The sequence below is a fragment of the Streptomyces sp. NPDC102406 genome (assembly GCF_044765725.1).
Classification (GTDB): domain Bacteria; phylum Actinomycetota; class Actinomycetes; order Streptomycetales; family Streptomycetaceae; genus Streptomyces.
Genome location: NZ_JBIWKP010000005.1, coordinates 361,435 through 380,876, shown reverse-complemented (window position 1 = coordinate 380,876; position 19,442 = coordinate 361,435). Strand labels below are relative to the sequence as shown.

General features: G+C 71.3%; 16 protein-coding genes. 7 read left to right on the top strand and 9 right to left on the bottom strand.

The genetic code is table 11. The features are described from left to right. Positions 1 to 232: 232 nt before the first annotated feature. Entirely contained in the window at positions 233 to 598 is a 366-nt protein-coding gene (locus tag ACIRF8_RS22915; protein WP_404217296.1) for an MGMT family protein, read from the bottom strand. A 141-nt stretch (positions 599 to 739) separates the two neighbouring features. Here ACIRF8_RS22915 and ACIRF8_RS22910 point away from each other — a divergent pair, with 141 nt between their 5' ends. The 3 genes from ACIRF8_RS22910 to ACIRF8_RS22900 all read left to right on the top strand — a co-directional run bounded on the left by ACIRF8_RS22910 (position 740) and on the right by ACIRF8_RS22900 (position 6,889). Beyond that, on the top strand, positions 740 to 3,508 hold the full coding sequence (locus tag ACIRF8_RS22910; protein WP_404217294.1) for a lysylphosphatidylglycerol synthase domain-containing protein: 2,769 nt from the start codon (positions 740 to 742) through the stop codon (positions 3,506 to 3,508). Between the two features lie 111 nt (positions 3,509 to 3,619). Next, complete coding sequence (locus ACIRF8_RS22905; protein ID WP_404217293.1) at positions 3,620 to 5,164, top strand: alpha/beta hydrolase; 1,545 nt, start codon at positions 3,620 to 3,622, stop codon at positions 5,162 to 5,164. A gap of 96 nt (positions 5,165 to 5,260) precedes the next feature. Then, positions 5,261 to 6,889 (top strand): alpha/beta hydrolase, encoded by a 1,629-nt coding sequence (locus ACIRF8_RS22900; protein ID WP_404217292.1) that lies wholly within the window; start codon positions 5,261 to 5,263, stop codon positions 6,887 to 6,889. Between the two features lie 100 nt (positions 6,890 to 6,989). Here the strand turns inward: ACIRF8_RS22900 and moeZ are convergent, their stop codons facing one another. The 7 genes from moeZ to ACIRF8_RS22865 all read right to left on the bottom strand — a co-directional run bounded on the left by moeZ (position 6,990) and on the right by ACIRF8_RS22865 (position 16,253). Further along, on the bottom strand, positions 6,990 to 8,168 hold the full coding sequence (gene moeZ, locus ACIRF8_RS22895) for an adenylyltransferase/sulfurtransferase MoeZ (RefSeq protein WP_404217291.1): 1,179 nt from the start codon (positions 8,166 to 8,168) through the stop codon (positions 6,990 to 6,992). A 63-nt stretch (positions 8,169 to 8,231) separates the two neighbouring features. Beyond that, positions 8,232 to 8,981 carry a spherulation-specific family 4 protein gene (locus tag ACIRF8_RS22890; RefSeq protein WP_404217290.1) on the bottom strand — a complete coding sequence of 250 codons (750 nt, stop codon included), beginning with the start codon at positions 8,979 to 8,981 and terminating at the stop codon, positions 8,232 to 8,234. Then, positions 8,969 to 9,940 (bottom strand): NAD-dependent epimerase/dehydratase family protein, encoded by a 972-nt coding sequence (locus ACIRF8_RS22885; RefSeq protein ID WP_404217289.1) that lies wholly within the window; start codon positions 9,938 to 9,940, stop codon positions 8,969 to 8,971. Before ACIRF8_RS22885 ends, ACIRF8_RS22890 begins: the two co-directional genes overlap by 13 nt. Before the next feature lie 262 nt (positions 9,941 to 10,202). Next, positions 10,203 to 11,669, bottom strand: a complete 1,467-nt coding sequence (locus ACIRF8_RS22880) for a hypothetical protein (protein WP_404217288.1) — start codon at positions 11,667 to 11,669, stop codon at positions 10,203 to 10,205. Continuing rightward, positions 11,666 to 13,531 (bottom strand): DUF3492 domain-containing protein, encoded by a 1,866-nt coding sequence (locus tag ACIRF8_RS22875; RefSeq protein WP_404217287.1) that lies wholly within the window; start codon positions 13,529 to 13,531, stop codon positions 11,666 to 11,668. The genes ACIRF8_RS22880 and ACIRF8_RS22875 overlap by 4 nt, the downstream gene beginning before the upstream one ends. 200 nt (positions 13,532 to 13,731) lie before the next feature. Beyond that, on the bottom strand, positions 13,732 to 15,117 hold the full coding sequence (locus ACIRF8_RS22870; RefSeq protein ID WP_404217286.1) for a DUF3152 domain-containing protein: 1,386 nt from the start codon (positions 15,115 to 15,117) through the stop codon (positions 13,732 to 13,734). 8 nt (positions 15,118 to 15,125) lie between these two features. Beyond that, a complete protein-coding gene (locus ACIRF8_RS22865; RefSeq protein WP_404217285.1) occupies positions 15,126 to 16,253 on the bottom strand; it encodes an alpha/beta fold hydrolase in 1,128 nt (375 codons plus the stop codon). Between the two features lie 194 nt (positions 16,254 to 16,447). Between ACIRF8_RS22865 and ACIRF8_RS22860 the strand changes: the two genes are divergently transcribed. The 4 genes from ACIRF8_RS22860 to ACIRF8_RS22845 all read left to right on the top strand — a co-directional run bounded on the left by ACIRF8_RS22860 (position 16,448) and on the right by ACIRF8_RS22845 (position 18,355). After that, positions 16,448 to 16,666, top strand: a complete 219-nt coding sequence (locus ACIRF8_RS22860) for a hypothetical protein (RefSeq protein ID WP_404217284.1) — start codon at positions 16,448 to 16,450, stop codon at positions 16,664 to 16,666. 186 nt (positions 16,667 to 16,852) lie between these two features. After that, positions 16,853 to 17,494: a TetR/AcrR family transcriptional regulator gene (locus ACIRF8_RS22855; protein ID WP_404217283.1), complete on the top strand. Its 642-nt coding sequence runs from the start codon at positions 16,853 to 16,855 to the stop codon at positions 17,492 to 17,494. 156 nt (positions 17,495 to 17,650) lie between these two features. Continuing rightward, positions 17,651 to 17,878: a DUF3107 domain-containing protein gene (locus ACIRF8_RS22850; RefSeq protein WP_404217282.1), complete on the top strand. Its 228-nt coding sequence runs from the start codon at positions 17,651 to 17,653 to the stop codon at positions 17,876 to 17,878. Between the two features lie 204 nt (positions 17,879 to 18,082). Continuing rightward, the gene (locus ACIRF8_RS22845; protein ID WP_404217281.1) at positions 18,083 to 18,355 is read left to right on the top strand and encodes a hypothetical protein; all 273 of its coding nucleotides are present in this window, start codon (positions 18,083 to 18,085) and stop codon (positions 18,353 to 18,355) included. On the opposite strand, the gene ACIRF8_RS22840 is transcribed toward ACIRF8_RS22845, so the two are convergent. Then, positions 18,352 to 19,098 (bottom strand): ferritin-like fold-containing protein, encoded by a 747-nt coding sequence (locus tag ACIRF8_RS22840; RefSeq protein WP_404217280.1) that lies wholly within the window; start codon positions 19,096 to 19,098, stop codon positions 18,352 to 18,354. The two genes, ACIRF8_RS22845 and ACIRF8_RS22840, sit on opposite strands and share 4 nt — an antisense overlap. Between the last annotated feature and the right edge of the window lie 344 nt (positions 19,099 to 19,442).

The window sequence follows — 19,442 nt, the reverse complement described above, 5'->3', positions numbered from 1 at the left end:
CGCGCGCAGCGGTGGCCGAGGGGTGAAGGAGGTGTCTGCCATCGACGGTGCCGTCGACGCTACGCCGTCGAGTGTGGCGGAAGCCGAGCTTCCGGAGCCTCCCTCGCGTCACTCCCGGCGCAGGTGTGCTCAGTCTCACGAACGGGAACAGCTCTGCCGAACCGCCCCGAGCACGCCTTTTCCCTCGTACGGGTCACCGGCACCTCGCCCGCGCGCGGGATGGCCGAAGCTGTCAATTGTGAGCTTCCGTACACGCCCGGCCGTCCCATCGCGCCCGCTTCATGTCCAGGCGCGGCACGTGGCCCTCGGAGGACCGGGAGGCGTCGCGCAGGGGAGTGCCCTCCTCCCTGTAGTGGCCGAGCGCTCTCAGTTCGTGGCCGGGGAGCAGCACACCGTCCGCGCGGACGACGCGCCACCACGGCACGGCGCCTCCGTAGTGCGCCATCGCACGTCCCACCTGGCGCGGGCCGCCCTCCTCCAGCCACTCGGCGACGTCCCCGTACGTCAGGACGCGGCCCGGCGGGATCCGCTCGGCGACCTCGAGGACGCGCTCGACGTAATCGGGCAGTTCCCCTGTCGGCTCGCTCTCCTTGCTCATCCGACCCATCCTGCCCCACGGCACCGACAACGCGGTGGGACGTCACAAGAAGGTACTTGTCGACACTTCCGCTTTCCTCGAATGCACCCTGATACCCCCCTACGGCGACGGGACATGCCACCATCGTGCGGGCGGTGACTGGTGATACGAGATCAAGAAGAGACGACGGAGCAGCAGAGCGTGCACCCCGACAAGGCGGAGGGCACCTCTGTGACACCGGCGCGCCCTGAGGGGGCGGCCGAGAAGGCCGCCGAGGCGAAGCACGAGCTGCCCCTGCACGATCCGGACTGCGTCGACTCGGAGACGCACGCGGAGCGGGTCGACGGTGACGAACCGTTGCTCCCCGCGCGCGTGCACCGCCCCTCCGACCTGATGCGCCTGCTCGGCGGCGCACTGGCGATCGCCGTTCTGCTGGCCATCGCCGCGTTCGCGCACGCCACGACGTCAGGTTTCGCCCAGGACATCAACAAGGGCACCGGGCAGGCTCCTGATCTGCTGACCAAGTTCGCGGGTCTCGCGTCGAGCATCGCCATCCTGCTGGTGCCGGTCGCGTTCGCCATCGAGCGGCTCATCAAGCGCGACGGGCTGCGGATCGCCGACGGCGTGCTCGCGGCGGTCCTCGCGCACGGGGTGACGCTCGCGACCGACCTCTGGGTCGCCAAGGCCGCGCCGCAGTCCATCCAGGACGCGCTCACCAAGGTGTCGCCCGGCGACATCCACGCGCTCACCGACCCGGTGCACGGCTACCTGGCGCCCGTCATCGCCTACATGACGGCCGTCGGGATGTCCCGGCGACCACGATGGCGCGTCGTGCTGTGGGTGGTGTTGCTGCTCGACGCGTTCGCGATGCTGGTCACCGGCTACACCACACCGTTCTCGATCATCCTGACGATCCTCATCGGCTGGACCGTCGCCTATGGAACGCTCTACGCCGTCGGCTCGCCCAACGTGCGCCCCACGGGGCAGACGCTCCTCGCCGGTCTGCGGCACGTCGGCTTCCACCCCGTCAGCGCCTCCCGTGAGGAGGCCCACGAGGGCGCCACGGAGAACGGCGACAGGGGGCGGCGCTACTTCGTCACCCTGGAGGACGGCCCACCGCTGGATGTCACTGTCGTCGACCGCGAACAGCAGGCACAAGGTTTCTTCTATCGCGTGTGGAGACGTCTGACGCTGCGCGGCATCACCCAGCGCCGCAGCCTCCAGTCGCTGCGTCAGGCCTTGGAGCAGGAGGCGCTGCTCGCCTACGCGGCGATCTCGGCCGGGGCGAACGCGCCGAAGCTGATCGCCACCTCCGAGCTGGGCCCCGACGCCGTGATCCTCGTCTACGAGCACCTCGGTGGCCGGTCCCTTGACTCGATGCCGGACGAGGAGATCACCGACGGTCTGCTGCACGACACCTGGCATCAGGTGCAGGCGTTGCAGTCCCGGCGGATCGCGCACCGGCGCCTCGCGGGCGACGCGCTCGTGGTGGATCGTTCCGGCACGGTGATCCTCACGGATCTGCGTGGCGGTGAGATCGCCGCGAGCGACCTGGTCCTGCGCATGGACATCGCCCAGATGCTCACCACTCTGGGCCTGCGGGTCGGCGCCGAGCGGGCGGTCGCCTCCGCCGTCGGCGTCCTCGGTCCCGACGCCGTCGCCGACTGCCTGCCGCTCTTGCAGCCCATCGCGCTCACCCGCTCCACCAGGGCGACCTTGCGCAAGCTCGGACGGGAGCGGGCCCAGCGCGAGCGCGAGGCGGTCCTGGAGGCGTCCAGCAAGGCCAAACAGGCACGGCTGGAGGAGACCGTCGAGGTCGACGGCGAGGACAAGAAGTCCGTACGCGCCGACAAGAAGTCCGAGAAGGCCGAGCGCCAGGCGGAGAAGCGCGCCATAGACGTCGCCCTGGAAGAGGCGCGCGAGGAGGATCTGCTCACCCAGATCCGCCACCAGGTGCTCCGTATCCGCCCCCAGGCCCCCGTCGAACCGGCCCGCCTGGAGCGCATCAGGCCCCGCACCCTGATCAGTTTCATCGCGGGCGCGATCGGCGCGTACTTCCTGCTGTCGCAGCTCACCCACATCGACTTCGGCGCGATCGTCGGTGAGGCCGAGTGGGGCTGGGTCGGCCTGGCGGTGCTGTTCTCGGCGCTCAGCTACGTGGCGGCAGCCATGAGCCTGCTGGGCTTCGTGCCCGAACGCGTGCCCTTCACGCGGACCGTCGCGGCGCAGGTCGCCGGGTCGTTCGTGAAGATCGTGGCTCCCGCGGCGGTCGGTGGCGTGGCGCTCAACACGCGCTTCCTGCAACGTGCGGGGGTTCGCCCCGGGCTCGCGGTGGCCAGTGTGGGTGCCTCGCAGTTGTTCGGCATGGGCAGCCACATCCTGCTGCTGCTGACCTTCGGCTATCTGACGGGGACGGAGAAGACGCCGTCCTTGTCGCCGTCCCGCACCGTCATCGCGGGTCTCTTGACGGTCGCCGTACTCGTCCTTGTCATGACGTCGATCCCCTTCCTGCGCAAGTTCGTCGTCACGCGCGTGCGCTCGCTGTTCGCCGGCGTGGTGCCGCGCATGCTCGACGTGCTGCAACGGCCCCGGAAGCTGCTCACCGGTATCGGCGGCATGCTGCTGCTGACCGCCTGCTTCGTGATGTGCCTGGACGCCTCGATCCGCGCCTTCGGCGACAACACGACGAGCCTGAGCCTGGCCAGCGTCGCAGTGGTCTTCCTCGCCGGTAACGCGCTGGGCTCTGCCGCGCCGACCCCGGGAGGCGTGGGCGCCGTCGAGGCGACGCTGACGGTGGGCCTGATCGCGGTCGGCCTGCCCAAGGAAGTGGCCGCTCCGGCGGTACTGCTGTACCGGCTGCTCACCTTGTGGCTGCCTGTGCTGCCCGGATGGCTGTTCTTCAACCACCTGACGCGCAAGGGCGCTCTGTAGGTCTTGGCGGCAAGGCGGCCTGCCGTGCGGGCCGCCTTGCCGCTTGCAACGCCCTCACCCGCACAGCCCGCAGCCCGAGCGTCCCGCACAGGGCCGCCGCAGGATGGACGCATGCCCACCCCGCCCCGGCCTCGCGCCGCAGCCCTGGCCGTCAGCGTTGTTCTGCTGTTCACCTCACTCACGGCCTGCGGTGGTTCCGAGGACGGCGTGGACCTGCCGTCCCAGACACTGAGCTGGAAGGACTGCCCCGCCCCGGCGGAGTCGCAAGGCGGCGGCGACGCTCCGTCCCCGCTGCCCGGGGGCGCCGAGTGGCAGTGCGCCACCATGAAGGCACCCCTCGACTGGAACGACCCCAAGGGCGCGACGATCGGCCTTGCGCTGATCCGCGCGAAGGCGAGTGGTGACAAGGACCGGCGCATCGGCTCGCTCGTCTTCAACTTCGGTGGTCCCGGCGGCTCCGGCGTCACCGGCCTGCCTGCCTTCGGTGCCGACTACGCGCGCCTGCGCACGCGCTACGACCTGGTCAGCTTCGACCCGCGCGGGGTGGGCCGCAGCGCCGGCATCGAGTGCGAGGACGACGAGCAGCTCGACGAGTACTTCCAGCAGGACGCGACGCCCGACGACGCAGCGGAGCAGAAGAAGCTCGTCGACGCCGTCACATCGTTCAACGGCGCCTGTGAGCAGCACTCCGGCAAGGAGCTTCCCCACCTCCGCACCACCGACGCGGCCCGCGACATGGACCTGATGCGCCAAGTCCTCGGTGACGACAAGCTGCACTACTTCGGGATCTCCTACGGCACCGAACTCGGCGGCGTCTACGCCCACTTGTTCCCCGAGCACGTGGGCCGCGCCGTGTTCGACGGCGTCGTCGACCCGACGCAGGACCCGGAGCAGAGCTCGCTCGGCCAGGCGAAGGGGTTCCAGCTCGCGCTCGACAACTACGCGAAGGAGTGCACGTCCGCAGCCGAGGGCTGCCCGGTCGGCGACACGACTCAGGACGTCAAGGACAAGATCGCCAAGCTGCTCGAAGAGCTCGACGAGAAACCCATCCCGGGTCTCTTCCCCCGCGATCTGACGCAGACCGCCGCGACCAACGGGATCGCCCAGTCCCTGTACTCCAAGGACTTCTGGGAGTACCTGACCGAGGGGCTCCAGCAGGCGTACGACGGCGACGGCAAGGTCCTCATGATGTTGTCCGACTCCATGAACGGGCGCAATGAGGACGGCAGGTACAGCAACACGCAGGCCGCCAACATCGCCGTCAACTGTGCCGACACCAAGCCGCGTTACACCCCGAAGGACATCCAGGGGAAGCTCGCCGCATTCCGTACCGCGTCCCCCTTGTTCGGTGACTATCTGGCCTGGGGCATGCTCGGCTGCACCGGCTGGGCCGTCGACGGCGCCGCCGATCACCCGGACGTCAGTGCCCACGGCTCCGCGCCGATCCTCGTCGTCGGCAACACCGGCGACCCGGCGACCCCATACGAGGGCGCGCGGAAGATGGTGGACGCGCTGGGAGCCGGGGTCGGGGTCGAGCTCACGTACAAGGGCCAGGGGCACGGCGCGTACGACAGCGGCAGCACGTGCGTGCAGAACGCGGTGAATCACTACCTTCTCGATGGGAGAACCCCGAAAGAGGGAACGGTTTGTTCGTGATCGCGGAGTTATCCACAGGCTGAAACGGCTGTCGGCGCCTGCTCCTACGATGGCCTGACTGTCTCCCGGACGGGGACGGTCGAGGGGGGAGGTGCCATGGCACCGAAGGTTTCGCGTGCCCGCGCAGGCGGACGCACACGTGCGGGAACAGGGGTCCGCACACTCACGCTGGCGGCTGCCGTCGTCCTCACCGCCGGTCTGGCCACCGGCTGCACCGCCCCGGACAAGGGCGGCGGGGACGGCGGGGGCGCTCCGAATCCGCCGTCGGGCAGCGCCTCCCGGCCCACCGCACCCAGTGAGCCGCGCACTGCCTCGCCACCCCCTCCGCCCTCCTCGCTCACGACCCAGCATCTCGACTGGGGCAGGTGCCGGGCGACCACCGGCTCGCCCGCGCCCGGTTCCGACTGGCGGTGCGCGACGCTCAAGGCCCCGCTCGACTACGCGAAGCCCGACGGACCGACCATCGGCCTCGCGCTCATCCGTACCGCAGCCCGCGGCAGTGAGGACGACCGGATCGGCTCCCTGCTCTTCAACTTCGGCGGCCCGGGTGGCTCCGGCGTCGACCTGATGCCGGCCTTCGCCCCGCAGTACGCGAAGCTGCGCGAGCGCTACGACCTGGTCGGCTTCGACCCTCGGGGCGTCTCGGCCAGCGAGGGCGTGCGGTGCCGTGGCGACAAGGACACGCAGGCCGCGGAAGCCGTCGACCTCACGCCCGACACCGCGGCGGAGGAGACCGCCTACCTCAAAGACGCCACCGATTTCGGCGCGGGTTGCAAGAAGGCGGGCCGACTGCTCGGCCATGTGTCGACCATCGAGGCGGCCCGCGACCTGGACCTGATGCGCCAAGTCCTCGGGGACGACGAGTTGCACTACATGGGCGTCTCCTACGGCACCGAGCTCGGCGGCATCTACGCCCACTTGTTCCCGAAGAAGGCCGGCAGGCTCGTCCTGGACGCGGTGGTCGACCCGACGGCCGGGCGCGTCGGGCAGGCCGAGAACCAGGCGCGGGGGTTCCAGCGCGCCCTCGACCACTACCTCACGTCCCGCGGCAAGGATCCGAAGGAGGGTACGCGCGAGATCGTGGCGCTCCTGAAGCGACTCGACGAGCGGCCACTGCCCACAGCGGGCGACCGCGAGCTGAACGAATCGCTCGCGACGACGGCCATGGCGGTCACCCTGTACAGCAAGAACAGTTGGCCCGCCCTGACGAGGGGCCTCCGGGACGCGGAGAAGGGCGACGGCACGGCGTTGCTGGCACTCGCCGACTCCTACAACGACCGGGACGCGCGCGGGCATTACGGCACCGCCAGCCACTCGCAGCGCGCGATCTCCTGCCTCGACGACAAGACGCGGCCGACGACAGCGCGGACGAAGGCACGGCTGGCGCACTTCCGTGCCCTCTCGCCCGTCTTCGGGCCGTACATGGGATGGGACACCGCGGGCTGGTGTCACGACTGGCCCGTACCGGGGCAGTGGGACGACCCGGATGTGAGCGCGCCGGGCGCGGCGCCGGTGCTCGTCGTCGGCAACACCGGTGACCCGGCGACACCTTACGAAGGCGCGCGGCGCATGGCCGACGAGCTGGGCGAAGGTGTCGGAGTCGAGTTGACCTGGAAGGGCGAGGGGCACGGGGCGTACGGCTCCGGCAGCGCCTGCGTCGACTCGACGGTGAACGCCTATCTACTGGAGGGGCGAATACCGCGCGACGGGAAGGTGTGCTCCTGAGCGTGGACGGCCCCGGCGCGAAGCGGGCCCCCGACACGCCGGACGGGCCCCGCGCGCGATGCGCGAGGCCCGTCCGGGAACGACTCGGTCGAGTGGCGGCTCAGTAGACCGGCTTGTCGGGCTCGATCTGGTTGACCCAGCCGATGACGCCGCCGCCGACGTGCACGGCGTCCGCGAAGCCCGCGGACTTCAACACGGCGAGGACTTCCGCACTACGGACACCCGTCTTGCAATGCAAGACGATCTTCTTGTCCTGCGGCAGACCCTCCAGGGCGGTGCCCATGAGGAACTCGTTCTTGGGGATCAGCTTGGCGCCCGGGATGGAGACGATCTCGTACTCGTTCGGCTCGCGGACGTCGATGATCTCGATGTTCTCGCCGTCGTCGATCCACTCCTTGAGCTGCTTCGGAGTGATCGTCGCACCGGCGGCCGCTTCCTGCGCCTCCTCGGACACGACGCCGCAGAAGGCCTCGTAGTCGATGAGCTCGGTGACCGTCGGGTTCTCGCCGCAGACCGCGCAGTTGGGGTCCTTGCGGACCTTGACCTGCCGGTACTGCATCTCGAGGGCGTCGTAGATCATGAGACGGCCGACCAGCGGGTCGCCGACACCGGCCAGCACCTTGATCGCCTCGGTGACCTGGATGGAGCCGATGGACGCGCACAGCACGCCCAGGACGCCGCCCTCGGCGCAGGAGGGGACCATGCCGGGGGGCGGGGGCTCCGGGTAGAGGCAGCGGTAGCAGGGCCCGTGCTCGGACCAGAAGACCGAGGCCTGGCCGTCGAAGCGGTAGATGGAACCCCACACGTACGGCTTGTTGAGCAGGACGCACGCGTCGTTGACGAGGTAACGCGTCGCGAAGTTGTCCGTGCCGTCGACGATCAGGTCGTACTGGCTGAAGATGTCCATCACGTTCTCGGCTTCGAGCCGCTCTTCGTGGAGGATCACGTTCACGTACGGGTTGATGCCGAGGACCGAGTCCTTCGCGGACTCCGCCTTGGACCGGCCGATGTCGGCCTGGCTGTGGATGATCTGACGCTGCAGATTCGACTCGTCGACCTCGTCGAACTCCACGATGCCGAGCGTGCCCACCCCGGCCGCGGCCAGGTACATCAGGGCCGGCGACCCGAGGCCACCGGCGCCCACACAGAGCACCTTGGCGTTCTTCAGCCGCTTCTGCCCGTCCATCCCGACATCCGGGATGATCAGGTGGCGGGAGTACCTGCGGACCTCGTCTACGGTGAGCTCAGCGGCTGGCTCGACCAGGGGTGGCAGCGACACGGGGACTCCGTTGGTCGGTTTCTACGTACGGTTGTTCTGTCTGCAACACTGCCACGCCCCCCTTCATTCCGAGACACCCGGTCCGATACGCGAGACGATCTCGTCCCAGTAGCCGGGCATCGCTTCCCAGGGGGCCGTCGCGCCGCCGCGGTCCGTGTGATCGGTGAAGTAGATCGTGCCCGCGCCCTGCCAGCGCGCGATGCGCAGCGCCTCCTCCAGGTGGCCACGGGCCATGCCGTGGACGAAGTGGCAGAACCGCTCGGGCGGGTAGTCGGCGGTCCACTCCGCGACCTGGGACCACCGGTAGTCGCTCCAGGGACCGGAGAACGTGACCAGTTGGTCGGCGGTCTCGGCGTAGCCGGGGTACGGGTGGGTGCCGTGGCCGAGGACGATGTAGGCGTCGTCGACGAGGGCGCGCAGCGTCATGACGGTGCGGCGGACCTCGGGAAGCGCGGCACGCTCGGTGGGGCAGCGGTCGAGGCTGAACCCGTCGACCTGGTACCAGTCGAGGAAGCGGTGGGCGTCCGAGACGAGTTCCCCGAAGGAGCGGGCGCCGTAGATCGTGTCGAGGTGCCCGAGGACTCGGACGCCCGCGTTGCGCAGGCGGCCTGCCGCCTCCAGGCAGTGGGGGTCGGGGCGGGCGCCCGGGCCGTCGGCGACGTTCAGGACGACCCAGTGCAAGGGGGTTTCGGGGCGGGTGAGTTCGGCCCATTCGGCGGGCGCGACGAGGGGGTGCGCGAAGCCGGGGATGCCGAAGCCGAGTCGTACCTCGGTGCTCGACAGGCCGGTCGCGGTGGGGGTCAGATACGGCATGCCGCCTCCATCCAGATGTCGGCGAGGGACTCTTCGAGGTTGATGCGGGGACGCCAACCGAGCCGGTCGCGGGCCGTGCGTACATCGGCCTGCTGCCAACTGCCGCAGCCGTCGGGGTACGGGTACGCGGCGGCCGTGGGCACCTGCGTCCCGTGGTCCGATTCGGAGCGGGGGTGCCCGATGGATTGCCTGAGTGCGACGGGCGGTGCGTCGAGTTCGTGGAGGGCGCCACCGAATCCGGCGACCCGGGCGAGTACGGCGGCGGCGTCACGCAGTCGCACGGCGCGGCCCGAGCCGATGTTGATGATGCCCTGGGCGGCGGAGAGCGAGGCGGCGTGCACGGCGCGCGCCACATCGCGTACGTCGATGAAGTCGCGCTGTGCGCCGAGGCCTCCGAGCTTCAGCTCACCGTCGCCGGCCTGCATCGCGCGGCGCATCGCTTCGGCGAGCCGGCCGAGCGGGGACCCGGCGGGGGTGGCGGGCCCCGCGGGCGAGAAGACGCGCAGGACGACGGCGTCGAGACCGGAGCCCAGCACCAGTTCCGTGGCGGCGAGTTTGCTGACGCCGTACGGGCCGCCGGGCCGGGGCACCGCGTCCTCCGCGGTGGACGAGCCGGGCTGCGAGGGGCCGTACTCGGCGCCGCAGCCGATCTGTACGAGGCGGGCACCGCAGCCGCTGCGGCGCAGGGCCTCACAGATGGTGGCGACGGCGACGGTGTTGTGCCGGGTGAGGTCGCGGGCGCCGCCGCGGATCGCACCGGCGCAGTTGATGACCACTCCGGGGTGGACGGCGTCCAGAAAGCGGGTGAGCGCGCCCGGGCTGCCGGTGGCGAGGTCGAAGCGGACGTCGGCGTCGTCGCCGCGGCCGAGCGCCGTGAGCTGCACGGCGGGATCTGCCAGGAGTCGGTCGGCGACGAAGCGGCCGAGGTACCCGTTGGCTCCGATCAGCAGCACCCTCATCGGACGCCTCCCGGGGTTCGCGCTCCGCGCGCCGCGCGTCGTGTGCGCGGACCGTGGGTCTCGCGCTGCCCGTGAGGTCCGGAGTATCCGGCGTATCCGGCGCCTCCGGGGGGAGGGGTGGTCATCTGGCGTTCTCCTTATGAATGGTGCCGTGCGTTCGTCGGGTGGGCCCGCGGTGTCGGCCCCGCGGGAGGAGGTGTGGCGGGTGGTGCGGTGGTGGGCGCGGCACGCTCGGGTGGCTGCGCGAGGGGCTCCGCGGTGGTTACGGCGCACCCCGCGGCGCGCTGTCGCCACCGGCGTGGGCGGAGGCCCGGGTCAGCGTGCGGGTGGCGTGGACGAGCAGCGTGAGGGCCCCCGCGCCGCAGGCGACACCGGGTACGACGCCCGCGCCCAGGGCATCGACGGCCGCCTCGACGGGCGTGTCCAGGACACCGCAGCCGGGCAGCCGTGCGGCGAAGACGGTGGCGACGGCCAGCGTCTCGATGCCGGTGGCGGCGCCGAGCACCAGGGCGGGGGCGTGGGTGCGTCCGTGTGCGGTGAGGAGGCGGGCGAGCAGCAGCAGAACGCCGAGGGTTCCGGCTCCGGCGTAGTCCGCGCTCCGGTCGAGCAGGGCTCCGGACAGGCCGAGCAGTGTGGCGAGGGCGAGAGTGAACAGGGTGACGGCGCCGAGGAGCAGCGGTCTCGCGGAGGCGGCGAACTCGGCGAGCCCGCGACTGGTGGCGAGTCGACGGCGGGCGCCGGAGGTGTAGAGCCCCGCGCACCAGATCGCGGGTGCCACGGCGACGGCGAGCGCGAGGAGGGGTGCGGTCGCCGGGGTCCATGCCTCGTCGGGGCCTCCGGCCAGCGCGGCGTTCAGCAGACCGTCGCCGAACAGGGCGTAGGCGAGCAGCCAGCAGACCCAGAGGAGGGTGGAGCGGGCGGCCGGGCCGTCCCCGGTGTGCAAGGGTCCGCGCCGCAGGGTCGTCCGCAGGGCGACGGCGACGGCCAGCCCGCCGCAGGCGCCGACGGTCAGCCGTGCGGTGCCCGAGGTGACGTGCGCGGCGGCCAGGGCCAGTGCGCAGACGGCTCCCGGCAGCAGTGCGAGCACGGCCCAGGCGCGGCGCGGGCCGGTGGCGAGGGGAGGGAGACAGGGGGCGATACCGGGGGTGGCGGGGACGGAGGGGTGCCGGTCCGCGTGTTCGCCGCGGCCGAGTTCGCCGGTGCCGATGCCGATGCCGTGTTCCGCGTGACCGCAGTCGGTAGGGCCGTAGTGGCTGCGGCCGTGGTCGCCGTCGCGTGGCACGCGGGCGTACATCTCCTCGGCGAGCGAGAACACGTCCTTGTGGCGGAAGCGGGCGGCGGCCCGGTCGGTCAGCCCGTGGGCTTCGAGCCCGGCGGCGATCTCCAGGGGGTCCACGGCGCGCTCGCACAGTTCGCGATGCCGGTGCATGAGGGCTTTGACGGGATCGACACCCGAGCGGCGCGGTGGTGTCCGGGTGGACTGGGGTGTCCGGGAGCCGGGAAGGCGTCGATCCGTGCCGGTCCCGGCAGCGGTCGCGGAGTTGTCCTTCCAGGCGCCCGGGGCGCGCAGCAACTCGGCTTCGACGTCTACGAGTTCGGTGCCTGTGGGGCTTGTCAGGGTCTCCAGCGCCTGGGCGGACTCCGTGCCCCAGGCCGCAGCGCTCGCGGGTACGCGCGGCGTGTCCGTGCCGTTGCCGGGGCCCGGTCCTGGCGTCTCTCGTCCGTTCATGCCGTGCCCTCCCCGCCGCCCGGTGCCGCTCCGGCCAACTGCTCCCGCTCCCTGCCCGTGTCACCGGCGGCGCCCGTGCCGGTGGCGGTGGTGAACGCCCAGCTAGGCGCTCCCGCCCCGGAGGTCCGGCCCGCGAGCCACGATCCGCCGACGGCGCCGGTGGTCGCGGCGGTCCACCGCCCCGGCACATGGGCCTCGGGCGGGTGGGCGAACGGCCGGGGCTCGCCGGAACCGTCCATGGCGTCGCGGCGCACCGGGCAGTGCGAGACGATCTCCAGGTAAATGCTGTGAAATGCCGCGACGTTCTGCTCGACGGTGAAAAGCTCCAGGGCTCGCGCGCGGGCCGCCGCACCGAGCCGTTCCCGGCGTGCGGAGTCGCGCAGCAGGGCCACGCATGCCTCGGCGAGCGCTCGCGGGTTGCGCGGCGGGACGACGAGACCGGTGCCGCCGATGACCTCGACGACGGCGCCCACATCGGTGGACACGGTGGCGCGTCCGCAGAACATGGCCTCGACCAGGCTGATCGGGAAGCCCTCCACGACGCTGGACAGGACGACCACGGCGCCGGAGCCGTAGGCGTCGGCGAGGTCGGGCGCTTCGGGTCCGCCGAGTTCCTCGAAGGAGACCGGGTTCTCACCGACGGCGTGCATTCCCGGCGCCTCGTCGGGGAAGAGGTGCGCCGCCAGGGCCTTGCAGTGGCCGAGGTAGGCCTCGGCCTCGCGCTCCGCCGAACCGTCCTGCCCCGCCGAGCCCGCCGTGTGCCCGGTCGGCATCGCGCCCACGATCCGCAGTCGGGCCCTCGGTTCCTGGCGGCGGATCTCCGCGAACGCGTGCAGCAGCGAGACGAGGTCCTTGGAGGGGTCGACGCGTCCGACCCAGAGGAGGGTGTCCGGGTCGCCCGGCTCCTCTCGCTCCCCTACCTCCGCGAACCTGGCCGACTCCATCCCGGGGTGGACGGTACGGAGCTTGGCGCGGTCGGCGCCGCACCGTTCCTGCCAGCGCCGGGCGTGCGCGTTGCCGGGGGTGATCACGGCCGCCTGGTGGTAGACCTCGGCGGCGAGCAGGCCGTGGAAGGCGGCGAGCAGGGCCCGTACGGGGACGCTCTGGTCGGCGTCGCCCGCGGCGATGTAACGGGCCCTGAGCTGGACCCCGTACTCGGTGACGAGCAGGGGGACGCCGAAGAACCGCTTGGCGATCAGGCCGGGCAGGGCCGCCGCCCCGCCCGATGTCGCATGACACAGGTCGACGGAGCCGAGCCCGCCGCCGCAGCCGTCCCCGCCGTCGGTCTCGACGGAGGCCTCCTCGTACCAGTCCAGGGAGAGGGGGCGCAGCATGCGCTCCATGTGTCCGGCGACGGCGAGCAGGTCGGGGACCCGGGCCGCGCGGGCGGCGCGCTGTGCGCCGGGCGCACGACAGGCGCGCTCAAGGATGCGCACGGCCGCCTCGGAGCGGAGGGCGCCCCCCAAGGCGCCCTCGTGTCGCGCCAGTTCGGCCAGCCCGTACAGCGCTGTGGCGAAACGGTCCGCCTCACCGATCACGCCGCCGGAACCACCGGATCCGCGGGCGATCGCCGTCGCCAGTTCCTCGTACAGGGCTGCGAAGCGACGCCGCGCCCGCCATCCCAGCGCGCCTCGCACGCCTTCTTCGCCCGCCGCGCCGCCGTCCCAGATCGGCGCGGTGCGTACCTGGCCGACCTGCGGGGGAAGCGCGAGCCGGCCCGCCTCTTCCTGTTCGCGGGTGCGACTGAGGGCGTAGAGATCGAACTGGTGCTGCGGGAGCCCGCGCACAAGGCGGTCGCACCAGAGTCTGGCCTCACCGCTCACATACGGATAACCGCCCTCTGTCAACAGTCCGATGCGCACGCGTACACCCCCGTTCTCCCGTGTGGGGAGCCGCCGTTGACTCAGCGGCTCGCAGCGGGACGAACGTATGCGGACATGCCGGTGGTGCGACGGACGGTTGTCCATCGCACCACCAAAAGGGGTGAACGGCCGTAACTTTCCCGTGCGCGGGGCGTTCAGTCGCGCTAAGAGATCGAGCCGCTACAGACAGCTACGCGACGTCAACCTTTGGGAAAGACCCAGGGGTTGGGCTTGCACGTGATGCCCTCGAAGCTCAGGAACTTGGTCTGCTGCTGCATGACGGGCGCCGACGCGCCGTTGCGCGAGCACGTCACGTGGTTGTGGCCGAGCCGGTGGCCGACCTCGTGGTTGATGAGCATCTGCCGGTACGGATGGATGGCCCGGTCGTGCAGTACGTCGTCGTACGTCTTCGAACCCTGGGCCCACCGATAAGCGTTGATCATCACGCGGTCGGTGGCGGCGGAGTCGCACGACACGTTGTCCTGCGTCGTGTCGAGGCCCGACTTGGCGCACCAGGTGGCCGTCGTCCCGGGGCTGGCGAGCGTGATCACGAACTTCACCGAGCCCTTGGAGACGCGCTCGAAGGTGCGGTCGCCGTCGTGGGCCCAACTCCGGTTGTCGTTCAGCGTTTTCTGGACCGCCTCCGCGAACAGTGCGCCGTCGAGCCCGAGGCCCTTCTCCACGTCGACGCGGTAGCGCAACTTCTCGCCGTGCCCCGGCGCCCTGTCGAACCCGGGGATCGTGGAGAAGTCCCCCGACCCCTTCAGGTTCGCGGCCAGCGGGTACTTCTTGCTCATCTTCTGCGCGTACGTCGCCGGAGCCGCCTGCGCCGTCCTCGACGGGGTGGCCCGGTCGTCCGAGCGCGAGGCCGAACCGTCGCGGACGCGGGGCCCGTCGGCGGCCTGCGCCCGCGCGTCCCCGGCGGAAGTGCCGTCCCGGCCGGTGACCTGTCCGGCGACGATCACGGCGAGCACGGTGGTGACGGCCGCGGCGGCGATGCCGGTGTAGGTGAGCCCCTTGCCACGCTTGTCCCGCCCGTCCTCCGGCAGCGCGTCCTCGGCCGACGGCGCGGCTGCGGGGACGCGCGCGGAAGCGGATGCGGCCTCGCGCTCCTCCTCGACCCAGTGCGTCACGGACGCGTACGGATCACGGGGGGCGCGCTCCTCGGCGCGAGCGTCCTCGTGGGCGGCGCCCCTGCCCTTGTCCATCTGGCCGGGCCTGTCGGCCCGATCGGTCCGCTCGGCGGAGTTCGCGTCGAAGGCATCGACGTACTCCTGCCGGGGTCTCGGCACCAGCGGCGGCACGGCCGGCGCCGTGAACCCGCGTCCGGCGCTCTCGCGCTCACCCGGGGAGCCCCAGCCGCCGCCGGATTCCCGCTGCTCGGGGTGGCCGCCACGGACGCGCGGCGCCCCGGGGCCCGCGGGCCTGTGCGCGGCGGCGGACACCTCGTCGGTCGTCCTGCGCCGACGTCCCGTGCCCGGCTGCACCTGATGGGGCAGGGCGGGCGACCGGGGCGGGGCGGATACTTGCGGAATGTCGGCGGTGTCGCCGTTGCCTGCCGGTCCTCGGCGGCTGTGCCGTCCCACTGGCCGCCTCAGCTCCCCTGCTCAGTAATGCTTCCGGTCGTGCGTTGTGTGGCGCGGTCGGTGGCGCGCCCGGAAAATGTACCGGTAGCGGTGGTTCCGGTACCGGCCGCGTCCATGCTCTCAGGGGCGCTCTCGGCGTTCGCCGCCGGTCCCCGGGGATCGCGCTGCCCGTTCAACGCCTCGATGTCGGCGACAAGTTCCCGGAACGCCGCGGCGACCCTCTCCGGATACTCCATCATCGCGACGTGCCCCGCGTCCGGAAGCGTGAGGAGGCGCGAGTCCCGGAACGTGCGCGCCGCGCGCGCCGCCATCCGGTAGGAGACCAGAAGGTCGCGTCCGCCGTAGACGAGCAGCGTCGGCGCGAGCACCCGTTCGGCTTGGCGCCACAGCCCGTGTTGACCGCCGAGCGTGTAGGCGTTCACCACCCCGCGCGCGGAGCGGGCCATCGCGTCCCAGAAGTAAGGGAGTGCGAGCCTGCGCTCCATCTCCTCCACGGCGGCGCGGAAGCCCTCGGGCGTGACCCGGCCCGGGTCGCCGTAGCAGAGCGCCGTGACGCCGCGCACCCGCTGCTCCGCCGTCCACTCCTTCGTCAGACGCGTGAAGAGCGCGGCGACGCCGGGCACGGCGAGCAGCCCGGTCGGCAGCGCGCTGCGCTGCACCCGGAGCTCGGGCAGGGCAGGTGACACCAGCGTCAACGTCCGTACGAGGTCGGGACGGACGGCGGCCACGCGCGTGGAGACGGCACCGCCCAGCGAGTTCCCGAAGAGGTGCACGGGGCCGCGACCGCGCGCGTCGAGAAAACGGATCACCGCGCGCGCGTGCCCGGTCACCGAGTAGTCGCCGTCGTCCGGTGGTGGCGAGTCGCCGAAGCCGGGCAGGTCGACGGCCTCGCCGTCCACACTGTCCTCGAGCAGGGGCATCAGCGCCGACCAGTTCTGCGAGGAGCCGCCGAGTCCGTGGACGTAGAGCGCGGGCGGCAGTCCCTCCCGCGTTCCCGGCCGGGAGCGGACCGACAGGGTGAGCCCGGGGAGTCCGACCGAGCGGAGCCGCTCCCCCTCCGCGACCTTGACGGTGCCAGGCTTGGGCACCGCTGCGGCTATGGCGGGAGGCACGCGCGGCGAATCGGTCGAAGACATGCGGCTTATGTTACGAGACGATCACGCAGTGATTCATGTGTTCGGCATCACAGACAGCTCATAGTTCTACCCAAAGCCTCGTCGGCGAGCAGAACAGAGCGCCACGAGATCGCATAGCGCCCTGATCGGGTGTCTCCTACGCTCGATTCAGGGCACCCGCCCCACACAGGAAACAGTGAGGAAGGGAGCCATTGATGACGGTCGACCCCAGCGATCCCGAGACCTTCGAGGCGAACGAGACCCCGGAGATCGACGTGGAGGCCCCGGAGGCGGACGCCGCCGAGCAGCTCACGGAGGTCTCCCCCAGCCAGGACGACGCACCGCAGGAGGTGGCCGACCCGGACGGCGCCGACGCGGCAGACCGGGCGGAACAGGCGCGAGTCGTCGAACTCGACGAGGACGACTACCGGTGACGGCGGCGGCGCGTTTCGTGAGGGGCGCGACAGTATGCGCCGCTTTGCGCGCGTAGGGGCGCAACGTGCGGCTTCCGCAGGCGTCCGGTCCGTGAAATTCTGCGCTCGCACCGCGCACATCATGGTTACCCAAAAGTACGATGACGGCGCGGCGCACACCGCGCACGGACGATTTTGGGAGGCGGCGTGACAGCCATCGAGCAGACGGAGGCAGCGCGCCCCAAGGGCACGCGCCTGCCGCGCCGAGCCCGACGCAACCAGCTTCTGGGCGCGGCCCAGGAAGTTTTTGTGGCGCAGGGGTACCACGCGGCCGCGATGGACGACATCGCCGAACGGGCCGGTGTCAGCAAGCCCGTGCTCTACCAGCACTTCCCGGGCAAGCTCGACCTCTACCTGGCCCTGCTCGACCAGCACTGCGAGTCCCTGCTCCAGTCGGTCCGCACCGCCCTCGCCTCCACGACGGACAACAAGCAGCGCGTCGCGGCGACCATGGACGCCTACTTCGCGTACGTGCAGGACGACGGCGGCGCGTTCCGGCTGGTCTTCGAGTCGGACCTGACGAACGAGCCCGCGGTGCGCGAGCGCGTCGACCGGGTCAGCCTCCAGTGCGCCGAGGCCATCTCGGACGTGATCGCCGAGGACACGGGTCTGTCGAAGGACGAGTCGATGCTGCTGGCCGTGGGCCTGGGCGGGGTGTCGCAGGTGGTCGCGCGCTACTGGCTGTCCAGCGAGAGCCCGGTCGAGCGTGACAAGGCCGTCCAGTTGTTGACGTCGCTGGCCTGGCGGGGCATCGCCGGGTTCCCCCTGCACGGCGCGGACCAGCACTGAGGGCCCCTGAGGCGGGCGCCGCGTTTTGTTCCCGTCCGGCTGTTCGCTCTTGGCGTGCAACCAGGGCACCAGGCGCCCCACCTCACCGGGCTAATGTTTGCTGGGTACGGCGCGCGGTCGTCCGCGCACATCACGGATCGTCGGAGGGACAAGGCCGTGGAGGTCAAGATCGGCGTGCTGCACACGCCCCGCGAGATCGTTCTGGAGAGCGGCCAGTCCGCCGAGGAGGTCGAGAGCGCGGTGTCCGAGGCGTTGTCCGGCAAGGCGCAGTTGCTCTCCCTGACGGACGAGAAGGGCCGCAAGGTGCTCGTACCGGCGGAGCGCCTCGCCTATGTGGAGATCGGCGAGCCGGCGGTGCGCAGGGTGGGCTTCGGCCCTCTGTAGCCGCCCCCATGAGTACTGGCTGACGCCGGTGCGAGACGGACACGAAAAACCGGAAGGGCCTGACGGCACTACGCCGTCAGGCCCTTCCGGCATTCACAGGGCGAGCACAGGGAATGCACACGAGGAGGGTTGCCTTCCGGGGGTCAGGGGTAGACCGGGTAAGACCGATTTGCACCAACTGGCCGCGCGGGAGGGACCCTCACCATGCTTCTTGAATCTCTCGGCTCCGCACTGCTCGGCCTGGCCCTCGCATGGGCCGCAGGCGTGCGTATGCCGCACCGTCTTCCGTCGCGCACCCTCGTGCTGCCGACCGGAGTCGCGGGTGCTCTGTTCGGGGCGTTCGTCACCCACAGCGCGCTGGGCCCAGGTCATGCGCTCGCCACGCTGGGCGGCGCGCTCGTCATGTCCGTGGCCCTGCTGTCGCTGCTGCTCCGGCCCGCCGGGCACAGAACGCACCGCCTCAGCCCGAACGCCTAGGCGGCGAGCCCGAGCGCGGCCATCCGCTTGGTGTGGGCCTCGGTGATCCGCGAGAACATCTTGCCGACCTCGGCCAGGTCGAAGCCGTCGGCCACGCCTCCGACCAGCATCGTGGACAGGGCGTCGCGGTCCGCGACCACCCGCTGCGACTGCGACAGGGCCTCGCCCATCAGCCGTCGCGCCCACAGGGCGAGCCGCCCGCCCACGCGCGGGTCCGCGTCGATCGCCGCCCGCACCTTCTCCACGGCGAACGAGGCGTGCCCCGTGTCGTCGAGCACGGCGAGCACCAGGGAGCGGGTGTCGGAGTCGAGGCGGGCCGCGACCTCCCGGTAGAAGTCACTGGCGATCGAGTCACCGACGTAGGCCTTGACGAGGCCTTCGAGCCAGTCCGACGGGGCGGTCTGCTTGTGGAAGCCGTCGAGGGCGCCGACGAACGGGTCCATCGCCTCCGTCGGGTCGACGCCGATCTCCGCGAGGCGGCCACGCAACTGCTCGAAATGGTGGAACTCGGCGGACGCCATCTTGGCCAGCTCCGCCTTGTCGCCCAGCGTCGGCGCCAGCTTCGCGTCCTCGGCGAGCCGCTCGAACGCCGCCAGCTCCCCGTACGCGAGAGCGCCGAGCAGGTCGACGACGGCGGCGCGATAGTTCTCGTCCGCGGAGGCGGTGGCCCAGTCCTGGGCAGCGATACCGGTGAGGCCGGTGGTTGCTTCGGTGGACGGCGTGGCGTTGTCAGGCGTCTCCATGGAGCGCACAATAGCCCGCTCACCGCCACCCGGAACTCCCTGGTCAAGGAGTGTGACCACGACTACGTGACCAATTCGGCCATCGCATATGCGGGTTTCCGGGGTATGGTGGTAAAGAGCCCGCCGAGTGCAAGCCCTGTACGTGGCGCTTGCGCGTACTTGCGACGGGCCGCACGAATGAGGATGCCCGGTCGGAGGCCCGATCGGCTCCGACCCGACAGCCCTCCAGCCGGTCCGTCACACGACGTACGGCACGAGGAGGGGCCCTCAGCGGTACGAGCGCTCGAGCGTCGGCAGTGGTCCCGCGTCACCCGGTCCACCCGCACCCGCGGATCGAGACCGGC

Excerpts from the sequence above, each read along its gene's own strand:
- ACIRF8_RS22840 (WP_404217280.1), bottom strand. The coding sequence starts at position 19,098 with ATGGAGACGCCTGACAACGCCACGCCGTCCACCGAAGCAACCACCGGC.
- ACIRF8_RS22905 (WP_404217293.1), top strand. The coding sequence starts at position 3,620 with ATGCCCACCCCGCCCCGGCCTCGCGCCGCAGCCCTGGCCGTCAGCGTT.
- ACIRF8_RS22865 (WP_404217285.1), bottom strand. The coding sequence starts at position 16,253 with ATGTCTTCGACCGATTCGCCGCGCGTGCCTCCCGCCATAGCCGCAGCG.
- ACIRF8_RS22880 (WP_404217288.1), bottom strand. The coding sequence starts at position 11,669 with ATGAACGGACGAGAGACGCCAGGACCGGGCCCCGGCAACGGCACGGAC.
- ACIRF8_RS22885 (WP_404217289.1), bottom strand. The coding sequence starts at position 9,940 with ATGAGGGTGCTGCTGATCGGAGCCAACGGGTACCTCGGCCGCTTCGTC.
- ACIRF8_RS22915 (WP_404217296.1), bottom strand. The coding sequence starts at position 598 with ATGAGCAAGGAGAGCGAGCCGACAGGGGAACTGCCCGATTACGTCGAG.
- ACIRF8_RS22860 (WP_404217284.1), top strand. The coding sequence starts at position 16,448 with ATGACGGTCGACCCCAGCGATCCCGAGACCTTCGAGGCGAACGAGACC.
- ACIRF8_RS22890 (WP_404217290.1), bottom strand. The coding sequence starts at position 8,981 with ATGCCGTATCTGACCCCCACCGCGACCGGCCTGTCGAGCACCGAGGTA.
- ACIRF8_RS22845 (WP_404217281.1), top strand. The coding sequence starts at position 18,083 with ATGCTTCTTGAATCTCTCGGCTCCGCACTGCTCGGCCTGGCCCTCGCA.
- ACIRF8_RS22900 (WP_404217292.1), top strand. The coding sequence starts at position 5,261 with ATGGCACCGAAGGTTTCGCGTGCCCGCGCAGGCGGACGCACACGTGCG.